Annotated in this window: 14 protein-coding genes; all 14 read right to left on the minus strand. The window is 62.9% G+C overall.

Going from position 1 to position 15,614, the window contains the following annotated elements; genetic code table 11:
• Window positions 1–26: 26 nt before the first annotated feature.
• Complete coding sequence (gene arsK / locus NHF53_RS14795) at window positions 27–1,247, minus strand: arsenite efflux MFS transporter ArsK (protein WP_252834812.1); 1,221 nt, start codon at window positions 1,245–1,247, stop codon at window positions 27–29.
• A gap of 2 nt (window positions 1,248–1,249) precedes the next feature.
• A complete protein-coding gene (locus tag NHF53_RS14800; protein WP_252834813.1) occupies window positions 1,250–2,653 on the minus strand; it encodes an NAD(P)-binding domain-containing protein in 1,404 nt (467 codons plus the stop codon).
• A gap of 59 nt (window positions 2,654–2,712) precedes the next feature.
• On the minus strand, window positions 2,713–3,033 hold the full coding sequence (locus NHF53_RS14805; protein WP_252834814.1) for a helix-turn-helix transcriptional regulator: 321 nt from the start codon (window positions 3,031–3,033) through the stop codon (window positions 2,713–2,715).
• Between the two features lie 99 nt (window positions 3,034–3,132).
• Complete coding sequence (locus tag NHF53_RS24095; RefSeq protein WP_256481257.1) at window positions 3,133–3,255, minus strand: hypothetical protein; 123 nt, start codon at window positions 3,253–3,255, stop codon at window positions 3,133–3,135.
• Window positions 3,256–3,423: 168 nt separating this feature from the next.
• The gene (locus NHF53_RS24185; protein ID WP_374591126.1) at window positions 3,424–3,627 is read right to left on the minus strand and encodes a CopG family transcriptional regulator; all 204 of its coding nucleotides are present in this window, start codon (window positions 3,625–3,627) and stop codon (window positions 3,424–3,426) included.
• A gap of 217 nt (window positions 3,628–3,844) precedes the next feature.
• Window positions 3,845–5,914 (minus strand): phenylacetic acid degradation bifunctional protein PaaZ, encoded by a 2,070-nt coding sequence (paaZ, locus tag NHF53_RS14810; protein ID WP_252834815.1) that lies wholly within the window; start codon window positions 5,912–5,914, stop codon window positions 3,845–3,847.
• Window positions 5,915–5,985: 71 nt separating this feature from the next.
• Complete coding sequence (paaE, locus tag NHF53_RS14815) at window positions 5,986–7,062, minus strand: 1,2-phenylacetyl-CoA epoxidase subunit PaaE (RefSeq protein WP_252834816.1); 1,077 nt, start codon at window positions 7,060–7,062, stop codon at window positions 5,986–5,988.
• Window positions 7,063–7,082: 20 nt separating this feature from the next.
• Window positions 7,083–7,604, minus strand: coding sequence for a 1,2-phenylacetyl-CoA epoxidase subunit PaaD (paaD, locus tag NHF53_RS14820; RefSeq protein WP_252834817.1), 522 nt, complete (start codon window positions 7,602–7,604; stop codon window positions 7,083–7,085).
• Between the two features lie 10 nt (window positions 7,605–7,614).
• Window positions 7,615–8,391 (minus strand): 1,2-phenylacetyl-CoA epoxidase subunit PaaC, encoded by a 777-nt coding sequence (gene paaC, locus NHF53_RS14825; RefSeq protein WP_252834818.1) that lies wholly within the window; start codon window positions 8,389–8,391, stop codon window positions 7,615–7,617.
• Window positions 8,391–8,675: a 1,2-phenylacetyl-CoA epoxidase subunit PaaB gene (gene paaB, locus NHF53_RS14830; protein WP_028737551.1), complete on the minus strand. Its 285-nt coding sequence runs from the start codon at window positions 8,673–8,675 to the stop codon at window positions 8,391–8,393. Before paaB ends, paaC begins: the two co-directional genes overlap by 1 nt.
• 63 nt (window positions 8,676–8,738) lie before the next feature.
• Complete coding sequence (paaA, locus tag NHF53_RS14835; RefSeq protein WP_252834819.1) at window positions 8,739–9,737, minus strand: 1,2-phenylacetyl-CoA epoxidase subunit PaaA; 999 nt, start codon at window positions 9,735–9,737, stop codon at window positions 8,739–8,741.
• Between the two features lie 17 nt (window positions 9,738–9,754).
• Complete coding sequence (pcaF, locus tag NHF53_RS14840) at window positions 9,755–10,960, minus strand: 3-oxoadipyl-CoA thiolase (RefSeq protein ID WP_252834820.1); 1,206 nt, start codon at window positions 10,958–10,960, stop codon at window positions 9,755–9,757.
• 171 nt (window positions 10,961–11,131) lie between these two features.
• A complete protein-coding gene (locus NHF53_RS14845) occupies window positions 11,132–11,995 on the minus strand; it encodes a PaaX family transcriptional regulator C-terminal domain-containing protein (RefSeq protein WP_252834821.1) in 864 nt (287 codons plus the stop codon).
• A gap of 157 nt (window positions 11,996–12,152) precedes the next feature.
• Entirely contained in the window at window positions 12,153–15,599 is a 3,447-nt protein-coding gene (locus NHF53_RS14850; RefSeq protein ID WP_252834822.1) for an indolepyruvate ferredoxin oxidoreductase family protein, read from the minus strand.
• Window positions 15,600–15,614 lie beyond the last annotated feature (15 nt).

Here is a 15,614-nt window from a genome sequence, read left to right on the forward strand (position 1 = left end):
AGCCTTGCTGTGATCGTCAAACGAGGTCAGGGATTGGATCGCGACGGAACATTCGCCGGCCCGGCCGATGCCCTGAAGACCAAGGGAATCAATGCGAACGCGCCTGCACCCGCCAGCCCCGCCGCCGTGACGACCCAAAGCGCCCCGCGCACGCCGATCCCCGCCATGGATATCGACATCATGACGGGCGCGACGGCGGACGTCAGTTGCTTGGCCGTCGTGCACCATCCCATTCTGCTGCCGTAGCCCTGGCGTCCGAAGAGTTCGAGTGGCAAGGTTCCGCCGACGATGCTCGTCAGTCCGGAACCCAGTCCCATGCAGATGGCGACGGTCACCGCCCCCGCGAACCATGGCTTCGTGGAAAGGAGTATCACAATCCCGATCGGCATCAACACCGCCGCAATGACCGCGAGCCGGGTCTGTGAGAGGCCACCGCCGAACAACAGGTTTATCAAGCGGCTGGCGACCTGCGCGGGGCCGAACAGGGAGGCGATCAGAAGCCCTGCCGTGCCGAGACCCAGCGCCTGCGTCAGCGGCACCATGTGAACCAGCATGGCCGAGAGCGCGTATCCTTCGATGGCGAAGCCCAGGAGCATCAGGAGAAAAATCAGCGTGCCGTTCCCTGTTGAGCGGACGGCCTCGTCAGGGAGAGCCGTGCGCGCCGCAAAGACGGCCCCGGAGGTAAGGCGGGCAATGCCGACGTGTACAGGAAGGCACACTAGGACATGCATTGCCGCGTACAGCAGCAAGACCTCCCGCCAGGATATCGAGGCACGCAGCCATGTCGTGAGCGGCCAGAAAAGGGATGACGCGAATCCCGCTATCAACGTGAGATGGACGATGGATGTCTGCGCCCTCCTTCCTCCCGCCTGCACGATCGCCGTGAAAGCCATCGAATAGAGGACGCCTGCAGAGATCACCTGCATCATCGTCAGCGCGAGCGCGAAGCTCGTGGGCCCACTCGAAAGCCCAGCCAGGACCAGGGTGAGCGCCGATCCAACCGATCCGTCAGCCATCACCGTTCCCGCACCCGATCGGTCCGCGAGCTTGCCGAACATCGGAGCAGCAAAGGCTCCGATGAGCAGCGCGACGGAGAACATCCCGTAGACCCTTTGCTCCGACACCGCGAGATCGCGCGCGATGTCGGGAACAAGAATGCTGAGGCAATAGTAGAGCGTGCCGTAGCCGACGACCTGCGTGGTGCCGAGTCCGGCGAGCGCCCAGATCGGCAGTTTTCCATCGGACATCTTCACAGGCTCTCGACCACCTTCTCCGCCGAAGGCTTCGAGCCGCAGCCGCAGCCTGTCTTGCCTTCATCCTTCGCCAGCGCATCTGCGGCGCAACACGCGTCCTCACGCGTTTTCGACGGCCCGCCGCAGCAGCCGGAAGAACCCACCGTCTTGACGTCGGCGGAACAGACGCCCGTTTCAGGAAGCACCAATTCTACCCGCCGCGCAGCCTCGCGGTCGCCCGCGATCTCAGCGACGATTGAACGGACCTGCTCGTATCCGGTCTTCATCAGGAACGTCGGCGCGCGTCCGTAAGACTTCATGCCGACAATGTAGAAGTCCTTCTCCGGATGGGTAAGCTCCTCCACGCCATGCGGAGGAACAGTGCCGCACGAATGGAGGTTCGGATCGATGAGCGGAGCCAGCGCGGGTGGCGCCTCGAGCGCGGGATCTATCTCGATGCGGAGTTCGCGAAGGAAGTCGAAGGCCGGCCGGAATCCGGTCGCCACCACGATGTTGTCCACGGCTAGCTGAACCTCCCGGGCCCCGGTTGCTGCAAGCACTGTCACGTGATCACCGTCATCGCGGATGCTACGGGCGGCAAATCCCGTCAACATGTTGAGCCTGCCCTCGTCCATGGCCTTCTTGGCGGCGAGCCCGAGCGCACCGCGCTCGGGGAGCTGGTCGTTCAAGCCACCGCCGAGCAATCGATCGACGCCATCTTGACGAAGCGCCCAGAAGATTTCCGTGTTCGGGTCGACTTGCTGGAGGTCCATGAGAGCGAGTGCCGTGTTGATCGCCGAATGGCCGCTCCCGACGACGAGGGTCCGCCTGCCGGCAAACTCGTTGCGACGCGTCCCCATGACGTCCGGGATGCCGTATGAAATCCTGGTCGACTCTCGCTCTCCCGGAATTGGGAGTCCGTCTACGCCCATCGGGTTCGGCTGGTTCCACGTGCCGGAGGCATCGATAACCGCGCGGACGACGACCTCCCGCTGGACACGCCCATCGGAGTATCGCACGACGAACGCGGCGGCGTCACGCCCGCGTGAGGTCACCTTGTCCAATCCCTTCCGGGTTATTGCCGTCACCGTCATACCCAGCCTGAGCCCCCGGTGAATGGCAGTGACTCTGGACAGAGGGACCAGATACTCCTCGACGATCTCCTTTCCATTCGGCAAACGGTCCTGATCGGGGGCTTTCCAGCCTTCATGTTCGAGAAGGCGGCGGGCGGCATCATCAACATTGTATCGCCACGGGGAGAAAACCCGAACATGGCCCCATTCCAGCAGGCAAGCGCCAACCGAGCCGCCCTTCTCGAAAACGATCGGTTCAATTCCTCGTTCGACAAGGCGCGCGGCCGCCGCAAGCCCGACGGGCCCCGCACCTATTACCGCAACAGGAAGCCCTGATTTGTCAGACATCTCGCTCTCCATTTTATATTTCTAGAAGGATCGAATTATCGAGGCAAAAAAAAGAGGCGTCACACCGTCTCTTTCTTTGACGCTTCGCGACATTGCTCGTCCGCACAGCATTCGTCGACGAGGAAGCCGATCAGCGACTGCATGGTCGGATAGTCCGCCCGGCAGATCAACGTCGTCGCCTGTCTCTCCTGCGAAGCCAGGCCGGCATCCACCAACCGTTTGAGGTGGTGGGACAAAGTCGACGCCGGGATACCGACGCGCTCCTGGAGATGGCCCACGGCGATGCCGTCGCGCCCCGTTCTAACGAGTGTCCGGTAGATATTCAGCCGGGATGGATTGCCCAGCGCTTCCAGTTGCGATGCTGCTTTTTCGATTATCATGGAAATAAGCTACGTCGGCCAAGAGAGCCTGTCAATGACTATTTCGATAATTGTCGAAATATATAATCTTGCCACCACAGACTATGCTCGCCCACCTCATCACCGCTGCTCGTCCGGGTCGAAACTGCGGTTTTCGCGGCACTGCCAGACGCGCAGGATGGAGGTGGTCCTACTCGCGATCTGGTAACGCATCTCGTAGTTGCCAACGATGATCTGTCGCACCTCGCGCGGCTCCTACCCTTCGAATTTCTCGCCGATCCTCGGATAATCAAGCAGCCGATCTGGCGGGTGAATGTGCTGCTGAACAAGGCCCCCTGCCTCGGTGAGACGGGACTTAAATACTCGAAAAAACGCACAAGTCCGACGACCCCTTGCCGGTCCACTGGATCTTCATCTGGCCGGAGGAAAAAGAGGTTCGTCCGTTCCGAGACTGTCGGCCCATGCCCGAATCACATGACGATCGATCACCCGGCTGGCGCGGACGTCCTCCAGGGCTTGGAGCGTCATTCCATGGCGCTCCTCCTCCTCCTGATCAACCCAAGCCGCGAGTGCGAGAGGGACATGTGCGGTCAATACTCTCGTCTTGGTGGCCATATTTGTCATCCGCTGTCAGATTGATGAAAATGCAATCTAAGCATGCGAGAAGGCAAGTTCAGTAGAAGAAATTGGCGCCTCCTTGCGAGACCGCAACACTCCGCTTCGCTTCGACTGAGCCCTTACCGCAATAGCCCGTGCCGGTCACGATCAGCATGGCGTGTCTCGACGCAGAACGCCACCGGACTTCCACGATCGAGCGAGGAAAGCCACTTCACTACACCTTGGCCGTTTTCCACGTCTTGGCGACCATGGTCAGGACGTCGTATTGCGCCACGACCGCACCGTTCTGGTTGGTCACCTGGCAGTCCCATCGCACTTCGCCGTGGTCGGCATTGGCGCGCGGATTGATCTCCTTGCAGGTGAGCCGGACCTGCAGCGTATCGTCTGGATTGACGGGGGTCAGGAAGCGCAGGTTGTCGACGCCGTAATTGGCAAGGACCGGACCGGGTTCCGGATCGACGAACAGGCCAGCCGCGAAAGAAACGATCAGATAGCCGTGAGCCACGCGTCCGTCGAAGAGCGGATTGGCCTTGGCCGCGGCCTCGTCCATATGGGCATAGAAGGTGTCGCCGGTGAAATGGGCGAAGTGCTCGATGTCCTCGAGCGTCACCGTCCGCTTGGCCGTGACGATCTGGTCGCCGATCTTCAGTTCGGCGAGCGACTTGCGGAACGGATGGACGCTCATGTCGCCGGCGCCGGCGCCCTCCATCCAGCGGCCGGTGACGGCCGAGAGGAGCCGCGGCGTACCCTGGACGGCCGTGCGCTGCATGTAGTGCTTGACGCCGCGCATGCCGCCGAGCTCCTCGCCGCCACCGGCGCGACCCGGACCGCCATGCACCAGGCCCGCCAGCGGCGAGCCATGACCGGTCGAGGTCTTGGCGGAGGCGCGGTTGCCGATCAGGATACGGCCGTGACAGGGCGCCATGCCGATCGCCATTTCCTCGGCGACCCTGGGATCGTTGGTGAAGACGGAGGCCGCGAGCGACCCCTTGCCCTTGTGGGCGAGCGCAATCGCTTCCTCGATGCCGTCATAGGGCATCACGGTGGAGACCGGTCCGAATGCCTCGACATCATGGACGGCGGAGGCGGAGAAGGGCTTGTCACAATAGAGAAGCACCGGATTGAGGAAGGCGCCCTTTTCGGCGTCGCCGGAGAAGACGCGGACATTGTCGGGATCGCCGGAGACGATCTCGGCATCGGCAGTCAGGTCGCGGATGCGCTCGCGAACCTCGTCGCGCTGGGCAAGGCTTGCGAGCGGTCCCATGCGCACGCCCTCGTCGGAAGGATTGCCGAGGGTGGTCTTGGCAAGACGATCGCCGAGTGCTTCGACCAGCGCCTGGACATGCGCCCGCGGCACGATCACGCGGCGGATGGCCGTGCATTTCTGCCCGGCCTTCGACGTCATCTCGCGGGCCACTTCCTTGACGAAGAGGTCGAATTCCTCGGTGCCCGGGCCGGCATCGGGGCCGAGCACCGAGGCGTTGAGGCTGTCGGCTTCCATGGTGAAGCGTACCGAATTGGCGACGACCGCCGGGTGCGACTTCAGCTTGCGCCCGGTCCAGGCCGAACCGGTGAAGGTCACGGCGTCTTGGCCTTCGACATGGTCGAGCAGATCGCCGACCGAACCGGACACCAGCTGCAGTGCGCCTTCCGGCAGGATGCCGGTCTCAATGATCCGGCGAACCACGAGTTCGGTCAGATAAGCAGTCTGGCTCGCCGGCTTGACCAGCGAGGGCACGCCGGCGATCAGCGTCGGGGCGACCTTTTCGAGCATGCCCCAGACGGGGAAGTTGAAGGCGTTGATGTGGACCGCGATCCCGTGCAGCGGGGTGAGGATATGCTGGGCGGAAAAGCTGTTGTCCTTGGACAGCAGTTCGACGTCGCCGTCGACCAGCACCCGCGTATTCGGCAGCTCGCGGCGGGCCTTCGACGAATAGGACAGCATCGTGCCGATGCCGCCTTCGATGTCGACCCAGCCATCGGCGCGGGTCGCACCCGTCAGGGCGCTTTCGGCATAGAACTCCTCCTTCAGGTCCATCAGGACTTGGCCGAGGGATTTCAGCATCTGCGCCCGCTCGTGGAACGAGAGCGCACGCAGGTTCGGACCGCCGACTTCGCGGCCATAGGCGAGCGCGGCGGCGAAATCGACACCCGTCGAATCGATGAATGCGACTGCGGCACCCGTCGAGGCATCGAGGAGCGGAACGCCCTGCTTGTCGCCGGGGGTCCAGCGGCCACAGACATAGCTTTCGAGGCGGCGCGGAACGCGAGCCGAAACATTCATGAAGTCATCCTTCCTGGATCGGTTTCTTCAGTGCGGTCGGCGGGGCGCTCTCGGCCCCGCCCGTCCAGAGGTTATTCGTCGTAGGAGAGCACGACCTTCTCGGTCAGCGGGTGACACTGGCAGGTGAGCACGTATCCGGCTTCGACCTCGTAATCTTCGAGCGCATGGTTGGTGTCCATCTCGACCTCGCCTTCGAGAACCTTCGCCCGGCAGGTGGAGCAGACGCCCGCCTTGCAGGAGAAGGGCGCGTCCATGCTCTGGGCGATCGCTGCCTCGAGAAGACTGACGCCGTGCTTCGGCATGTTGAAAGTCCGGGTCGTGCCGTCGAGGGTGACGGTCGTCTCCACCACGGCCGCGGCTTCTTCGGCGCTCACCGACGCGACACGGTTCCTGGCGCGGCCCGGCTGGCCGGAAGCAAAAAGCTCGAACTTGATCTGTTCGTCCTTCAGCCCGTGCTCCTTGAGGCTGGCGACGATCGTCAGCATCATCGGCTCCGGGCCGCAGATGAAGGCGGCGTCGACGGACTTCGGATCGATCCAGGTGCGGAACAGGGCGGCCAGCTTGTTCTCGTCCAGCCGGCCGGTGAAGAGATCGATCTCCTGAGCTTCGCTTTCGAGGATGTGCAGCACCGAGAAACGGCCGAGATAGGTGTTCTTCAGATCCTCGAGTTCCTCGCGGAACATGATCGAGTTGATCTGGCGGTTGGCATAGACGAGCGTGAAGCGTGCCTTCGGTTCGCGGGCGAGCACCGTCTTGATGATCGAGAGAACCGGTGTGATGCCGGAGCCGCCAGCAAAGCCGAGATAGTGTTTGTCGGTCGTCGGATCGATGTCCATGAAGAAGCGGCCCATGGGCGGCATGGCCTCGATGACGTCGCCGGGCGCCAGGTTGGCGTTGGCCCAGTTGCTGAAGGCGCCGCCGTCGACGCGCTTGATGCCGACGCGCAGGATACCCTCGTCCTTGCCGGCGCAGATCGAATAGGACCGACGCAATTCCTCGCCGTCGAAATCGCGACGGAAGGTCAGGTACTGGCCTTGCGTGAACTCGAAGGCCGCACGATCCTCCTCGCGCGGCTTGAGCGTCACAACGACCGCGTCACGGGTCTCGTGGCGGATATCAGTCACGGTCAGGGAATGAAAACGTGCCATGAGTTATGTCCTCCGCATCCTCAGATGCACTTGAAATAGTCAAAGGGTTCCAAACAGTCCGAGCAACGGTAGCTCGCCTTGCACGGCGTCGAGCCGAACTGGCTCACCTTCTCGGTCCTCGTCGAGCCGCAACGGGGGCAGGCGACGGCGAGGTTCGTACCGGCAAGGCGGCTGGCTCGCGCCATCAATCGCCCGTCAGCCGCGGTCCCGTCGATCGGCGGGGCAATGCCGTAAGCGCGAAGCTTTTCGCGCCCGGCTTCGCTGATCCAGTCGGTCGTCCAGGGCGGCGACAGGCGCCGCTCCAGACGCAGCTTCTCGATCCCGCGGCCCTTGAGTGCCGTCTCGATGTCGAGATTGATCACCGTGGTCGCCGGGCAGCCCGAATAGGTCGGGGTCACGGCGACGACGAGAGTATCGCCGTCCCAGGCGACGTCCCGGATGATGCCGAGATCGGTCAGGCTGATGACCGGGATCTCCGGATCGGGAACCTCGTCCAGCCAGCGCCAGACCTCTTCCGGTTCAGGCAATGTCCTGGCGTCCATGGCACAAACCTCACCAGACCGAATTCGGATAGGCCCGCTGCAGGAACTGCATGTCGGCGAGAATGTAGCCGAGGTGCTCGGTGTGGACGCCGCGCTTGCCGCCCTTGTGCTGGTAGGTGCCTTCCGGAAGAACCAGCGTCGCCTCGGTGAGCACTTCCGCCACCGACTTGTCCCAGGCCGCCCTGAGCGCCGAGGGCAGCGGCGCGATCCCGGCTGCAGCCACCGCTTCGTCGGCGGAATCGTCGAGGAACATTTCGGCTGTATAGGGCCAGAGGTCATCGAGCGCCTTCTGCATGCGGCGGTGGCTCTCCTCGGTGCCGTCGCCGAGACGGATGACGAGGTCGGCCGAGCGTTCGAAGTGGTAGGAAACCTCCTTCAGCGCCTTGCCGGCGATCTCCGCCACGCGCGGATCGTTGGAAGAGACCAGCGCACGCAGCATTTCGAGGTGATAGGCGTCGAACAGGAACTGGCGCATCAGCGTCTTGCCGAAGTCGCCATTCGGACGTTCGACGAGCAGGACGTTACGGAAGGCCGCCGCGTCACGCAGATAGGCGAGATTGTCGGCGGTACGGCCCTTGCCCTCGACCTCGCCGGCCAGGCCGAGCCAGAACTGGGTCTGACCGATCAGGTCGAGCGCCGTGTTGGCGAGCGCGATATCCTCTTCGAGGACCGGCGAATGGCCGCACCATTCGGACACGCGGTGGCCGAGGATCAGCGTATTGTCGCCCATACGCAGGAGCCATTCGAAATATGCGGCCTGATCGACCGCCGGGGTCGCGGTCGCCATCACATGTGCCCCACTTCAGCCGGAATGTCGAAGAAGGTCGGATGACGATAGACCTTGGAGTTCGACGGTTCGAACAGCGGACCCTTTTCCGACGGCGAGGATGCAGTGATGTCGACCGACTTCACCACCCAGATCGAAACGCCCTCGTTGCGGCGGGTATAGACGTCACGGGCGTTACGGATTGCCATTTCGGCGTCCGGAGCATGCAGGCTGCCGACATGACGGTGATTGAGGCCATGCTGGCCGCGGATAAAGACTTCCCAAAGGGGCCATTCGCTGGACATTGCTATTCCTCCCAAGTTCAGGTGACGGAGGGGAGCGGGCGGGCCGCTCCCGAATTGGATTGCTCAGGCAGCCCTGCGGCCGGCGCGGCGCGCCTCTTGCTTTTCGGCATGGGCCATAAGGCCGTCGCGGAACCACGCGCCTTCTTCCCAGGCGGTGACGCGGGCACCGAGGCGCTCGGCATTGCAGGGGCCGTTGCCGGCGATGACGTTGAAGAACTCTTCCCAGTCCGGCTCGGAGAAGTCGTGACAGCCCTTCTCGTCGTTCCAGCGCAGGTTCTCGTCGGGAATGGTCAGGCCGAGATACTTGGCCTGCGGCACCGTCTGGTCGACGAATTTCTGGCGCAGCTCGTCGTTGGTGTTGATCTTGATCTTCCACTGCATCGACTGGGCCGAATGGACCGAATCCTTGTCGGACGGACCGAACATCATCAGGGCCGGGTACCAGAAGCGGTTCAGCGCATCTTGCGCCATCGCCTTCTGCTCCTCGGAGCCGAAGGCCATCTTCATCATGATGTCGTAGCCTTGGCGCTGGTGGAAGCTCTCCTCCTTGCAGATGCGGATCATCGCCCGGCTATAGGGGCCGTAGGACGTCTTCTGCAGCTGGACCTGGTTCATGATCGCCGCGCCGTCGACCAGCCAGCCAACCGCGCCGATGTCCGCCCAGTTGAGCGTCGGATAGTTGAAGATCGAGGAATATTTCATCTTGCCGGAATGCAGGAGCGCCAGAAGCTCGTCGCGGCTGACGCCGAGCGTTTCGGCGGCGGAATAGAGGTAGAGACCGTGTCCCGCCTCGTCCTGCACCTTGGCGAGCAGGATCGCCTTGCGCTCGAGCGTCGGCGCGCGAGTGATCCAGTTGCCCTCCGGCAGCTGGCCGACGATCTCCGAATGGGCATGCTGGCCGATCTGGCGGATCAGCGTCTTACGGTAGTTCTCGGGCATCCACTCCTTGGGCTCGATCTTCTCGCCCCGGTCGATGCGATCCTGAAAGGCCCGTTCCTCCGCGGACATTTCGTTCAGCGACTTCACCCGATCGCTGTCGGTCTTGACCATTTGCGCATACATGGTGGGCTCCTCCCTGCTCAGATCCGTTCAATGATGATGGCGATGCCCTGCCCGACCCCGATACACATCGTGCAGAGCGCATAGCGCCCGCCGGTGCGGTGGAGCTGGTACATGGCGGTGGTGACGAGGCGCGCGCCGGACATGCCGAGCGGATGGCCGAGCGCGATGGCGCCGCCATTCGGATTGACGTGTGCGGCATCGTCCGGAAGCTTGAGCTCCCGAAGAACGGCGAGCGCCTGTGCGGCAAAGGCCTCGTTGAGTTCGACCACGTCCATTTGCGACAGCGACAGGCCGGCGCGTTCGAGAACCTTGCGAACCGCCGGTACCGGCCCTATGCCCATGATCCGAGGTTCGACGCCGGCTGCCGCCATTGCGACGATCCTTGCCCGCGGCGTGAGCCCCTGCTCCCTGGCCGTCGCCTCGGAAGCGATCACAAGGGCGGCGGCACCATCGTTGACGCCCGAAGCATTGCCGGCAGTGACCGTGAGATCGGGACCGTTGACGCCCTTCAGCCTCGCCAGTTGTTCTGCGGTGGTGCCGGGACGGGGATGCTCGTCGACCGAGACGACCAGCGGCTCACCCTTCTTCTGTGGGATCGTGACGGGGACGATCTCGTCGGCGAAGACGCCGGCGGTCTGGGCGGCCGCCCAGCGTGCCTGGCTGCGGGCGGCAAACGCGTCCTGGTCGGCACGGCTGACATTGTACTGCTCGGCGACATTGTCCGCCGTCTCCGGCATGGAATGGGTGCCGAACTTCTTCTTCAGTTCCGGATTGGGAAAGCGCCAGCCGATCGTGGTGTCGTAGACCGCGTTGGATCGGGAAAAGGCCGTTTCCGCCTTCGGCATGACGAAGGGTGCACGCGTCATGCTCTCGACGCCACCCGCAATCACCAGATCGCAATCGCCGCCGCGGATCGCCCGCGCGGCCATCCCGACGGCGTCCATGCCCGAACCGCAGAGGCGGTTGACGGTGGTCGCGGGCACGTTGATCGGCATGCCCGACAGGAGAACGGCCATGCGGGCAACATTACGGTTGTCTTCGCCGGCCTGGTTTGCGCAGCCGAAAATGAGATCATCGACCTTGGACCAGTCGACACCGGGATTGCGCTCCATCAGCGCGACGAGCGGCAATGCAGCGAGATCATCTGCCCGAACGGATGCGAGGGCCCCGCCATAGCGACCAATGGGCGTACGCACCGCGTCACAGATAAAGGCTTGCTGCATGACTTCACTCCTCCTCGAGCACACTTACGGCCAACGCCAGCTCACATTAACCAACCGACCGGTCAATCTATAGCCTTAAAGCATCACATTTCAAAGGCTTTTTGTGTCTTTCGTGTGATGTTTTGGCGTAAATCTACGCTGTCACACGCAATTTCATTTTATTTCAGAGACTTAGATGACCGCTTCAGGTTCCAGCGACCGCAGCCGGGTGAGGACCTCGTCCGTTCGGGTAGGCAGACGGCCGTCGCGCCCCTCGAAATGAGCGCCGATGTAGTCGTCCGCCAACGGCGATATCTCCCGATAAAGCGCGCTGAACAGCCGACGGGCCGCATGCCCCGGCCAGTCCTTCGGGAGCGCCTCGTCCGGGAGACGCGGATCCCGAAGGAGCACCGCGCGGTAGGCCTGCACCAGCAGGAGCCGCGCACTGATCGCATCGGCGGGAGGCAGGTCCGCCCCCTGTTTCAATAGCTCCGCCAGCGGCGAAAAGAGGTCAATGACCGTCCTGTACCCGTCAGCAAAGGACTGCAGGTTCCAGAGCGTTGCCGCGTAGTCGGACAGCAGGGCCACCTCCTTCACCACTTCGGCGCGGAAGGTAAGTCCCGGTATCGGCGCGTTCTCAGGATGATCGGCGCGCAAATAGAGATCCGGTCCCATGCGTCCGAGCCCGGCACGACGGACCGTTTCGTCATCGACGCCCGGGGCGTGATGGATCAAGAAGCCACTTGCGGAGGATTGCGGTCCGTAGAGCAGCCTTGCAGCCGCCGCAAATTCGGTCTGCGCGCCCGCTGCCAGGCCGTAATAGGAGCGACGCCCGTCACGCTCACCCACCAGTTGGCCGGCGGCGACGAGGCGCGAAACTGCAGTACGCACAAGGGTTTCACTGATCCCGAGCCGCGCGCAAATCTCGACAAGGGTGCCCATCCACAGCACGCCACCACGCGGCACGACGATGTCACCGTAAATCGTGACGATCATCGCCGGAGCTCGCACTGCAAGGCGCGCCTGAATGTCCGAAAGTATTTCGGTTACCCGCATTGCCGAGGAATTCCGCCTCTCAACATACGCTGCCCAGATCCTGGCGCGCATCGGTAGGCGCGCGATCCGTGAATGTCAAATCGCCACGGTCCGCAATGTCGCTCGGCCGCCCACGCGAGACAAAATCAGTTCCTCCGCCTGACGAAGGCGCCTATCGTCAGGCCGCCCTTCCGGGTGCGCCGGCCGTCTGCCGGTCGGTCAGGGCACGAAGTTCAAGACGATACCTGTCGATCGCGCCTGCCTTCACATGACCGAAACCGCGGATCATGTCGGCGAGTCCGGCAGCTTCCACGGCATCGTGATGAGACGCCGCGGAGAGCCCGGGCAACAGATCTTCCACGAAGTGCCTGTACTCGGAAACCAGCCGGCGTTCCTCGCGTCGCTCCCGCGTGAATCCGAAGGGATCAAACACCGTGCCGCGCAAGGGTCGCATGAGGCGCAACAGCCTCAGCACGGGCAGAGCGATCCGCCCCGGGATCGCAATCTTGCGCGGCTTTCCGTCCGTCGATCGGATGAATGAAAGGAGCGGCGGCGCCATGTGGAAACTGACCTTCGCACCGGGTGTGAAGCGCTGCCTTGCATTCGCAAGCGCCGGGCTTTCGAGATGAAGCCTCGCCACTTCATACTCGTCCTTGTAGGCCATCAGGCGGGAAAGATTGCTTGCGACGGTTCGGGCGAGTTCGTCGGCCCCGAGCGGCGCCTCCGCCCGACGGACCTTTTCGATGAACGCCGTGAAATCTGCCGCATAAGCGGTATCCTGGTAATCGGTCAGAAATGCAGCCCGCGAAGCGATGAGTTCGTCCAGGCTTTCCGCCACCGGCTCGGTTCTGCCCCTTTCATCCTCGAACGCCTCAGGCATTTCGGCGTGCAAGCGCCCGAGCTTGAAGGCATCGAGATTGGCGCCCACCGCCTGCCCATTGAGTTCGATCGCGCGTTCCACCGCCTGGAGGGAGAGAGGCAAAAGGCCCTTCTGCCATGCATAGCCCGCCAACAGCATGTTGGCGTAGACGCTATCGCCGAAGAGTCTCACCGCAACCGTGTTTGCCCGGATTTCGTGAAGCGATCGGGACTTTCCCCGGAGCGCCTTCAGGCGCTTCCCTTCTTCGAAGTCAAAAATCCCCTGACTCACGAAATCTCCTGTCGGGGTCACGTTCGTGCTGACGACGGTGCAGGTGCGATGTTCAGAGAGAATAGCGAATACATCGGGCATGGTGGCGACGATCATGTCACTGGCGATAAGCGCGCTCGCACTCCCCTGCCCGACCCTTGCCGGACGGCTCTGCATTCGCGTCTTGGCGACCTTGAGGTGGCTGACGACGGCGCCGCCCTTTTGTGCAAATCCCGTGAAGTCGAGGAGCGTGCTCCCCTTGCCCTCCAGGTGGGCGGCCATCGCCAGCACCGCACCGATCGTCACGACCCCCGTGCCACCGATGCCGCAAATCACGACTTCGCCGGTTTCCGGGACCGCCGGAACGGGCAGTCGCTCGGCGCGAGCCAGCAACGCCGTCCGACGTTTGCTGTCACCGGCTTCTTTCAGTTCCACTCCGGACACGGTGACGAAACTGGGACAGAAGCCGTCGGCGCAGGAGAAATCCTTGTTGCAGGAGGATTGATCAATCTGCCGCTGGACACCCCAGGCCGTCTTCACCGGCACGATCGAAACGCAGTTCGATTTGGCCGAACAGTCGCCGCATCCCTCGCACACGGCTTCGTTGATGAAGACGCGCTTGCCCGGATCGGCAATCATCGCACGCTTTCGCTTGCGCCGCTTCTCGGCGGCACACCCCTGGTCATAGATGATGGCGGTGACACCAGTGGTCGACTGTAGTTCGTTCTGGATGGCCATCAATTCATCGCGCGGGCTGAGTGTGACCCCCGACATTCCTCTGAACGCCTTGCCGAAGCGAGAGGGATTTTCGGACACCACCGCGATGCGGCGAACGCCTTCGCCGCGCAACTGCGTGACGATGTCCTCGACGCTGAGGCTGCCGTCGATCGGCTGGCCACCGGTCATCGCCACCGCGTCGTTGTAGAGGATCTTGTAGGTGATGTTGACACCCGCGGCGACAGCCGCGCGGATCGCCATCAGGCCGGAGTGAAAATAGGTCCCATCCCCGAGATTCTGGAACATATGCTCCCGACCGGAATAGAGACTCCGGCCGATCCAGTTCACACCCTCGCCGCCCATCTGCACGAGTCCGGTCGTGTTGCGCGGCATCCAGTTTGCCATGAAGTGGCAGCCGATCCCCGCAAAAGCCTCCGCTCCCTCCGGGACTTTGGTCGACCGGTTGTGAGGACAGCCGGAGCAGAAGAACGGCGCACGCTTCTGCACGACAAGTTCCGGCAGCTGCGCCGTTGCGGCTCGAGTGTTGTCCGTTTTGGAAACCAGGGCATTGAGCCCAAAGGCGCTGATCAGTGCTTCTGCTACTAGCGCCGGACGCAGCTCCCCTGCCTCCGGCAGCAAGGCGCCCCTCGATGCATCCCGTTTTCCCATCATTTGCAGCGGCTTTTCCCGCCCGAACAACAGAGCCCGCAGCTGGGTTTCCACGAGATCGCGTTTTTCCTCCACGACCAGAACCTTCTTGGCCTTCACCAGGAAGGCCGAGAACCCCGAAGGTTCAATCGGCCAGGCCAGTCCGACTTTGTAGACGCCAAGCCCCAGGCGGATAGCATTGGCTTCGGGGATGCCCAAGCCTGCGAGTGCATCCATGACGTCGAGAAAGGCTTTCCCGACCGCGATGATCGCCAGTTGCGGTTCCGGCGCTCCAAATGCGTGCCGATCGATCGGATTGGCTTTGGCAAATGCCCGGAAGGCGTCCAGGCGCTCCAGCATGCGCCGCTCCATGACCGGCCCGAAACACTTTGTTGGATCATAACCAAGTCCACTGCGTGGAAACCGGTAGTCTGCCGGCACTTTGAAGGAGACATCACGATCCACCGTGACTGTCGCCCCGCTTTCCAGTACCTCGGAGATTGTCTTCATACCCACCCAGGCGCCGGAGAAGCGCGAGGCGGCGATGGCGAACAGGCCGAATGGAATGTAGTCGCCGACCATCGCCGGATGAATGACCGGCATCATGAAGCTTGCAAGCGCGTGGTCCGACTGATGCGGCATACTGGAAGAAACGCATCCGTGGTCATCACCGAGAAGTGCCAGAACACCGCCTTTCTCGGATGCACCAAAGGCATTCCCGTGTTTCAGCGCATCCCCTGCCCTGTCCACACCCGGACCCTTGCCGTACCAGATGCCGAAGACGCCATCCCTGGTCCGCTGAGGATCGGTGGAGACTTCCTGAGTGCCGAAGAGAGCGGTCGCGGCGAGGTCTTCGTTCACGGCGGGTTTGAAGGTGACCCCGGCTTGCTGCAGCCTCTTGTGTGCGGACATCAGCGCACTGTCGTAGGCGGCCAAAGGCGACCCACGATAGCCGGTGATGAAGCCGGCGGTATTCAGTCCGGCAGCCCTGTCGAGCCGCGCCTGCTCCAGCGGCAGGCGCACGAGCGCCTGTGTTCCGGTCAGGAACACATCCTGCCCGTCATAACAGTCGTCCAGCTTGTATTCCCTGTTGATGTCGCTGGCGGTCGGCAGCGCGGTGACGACGTTCATAGGCTCCTCCATTTG

Origin of the sequence: Ciceribacter sp. RN22, from assembly GCF_024054295.1 — a bacterium.
GTDB classification, from domain to species: domain Bacteria; phylum Pseudomonadota; class Alphaproteobacteria; order Rhizobiales; family Rhizobiaceae; genus Allorhizobium; species Allorhizobium lividum.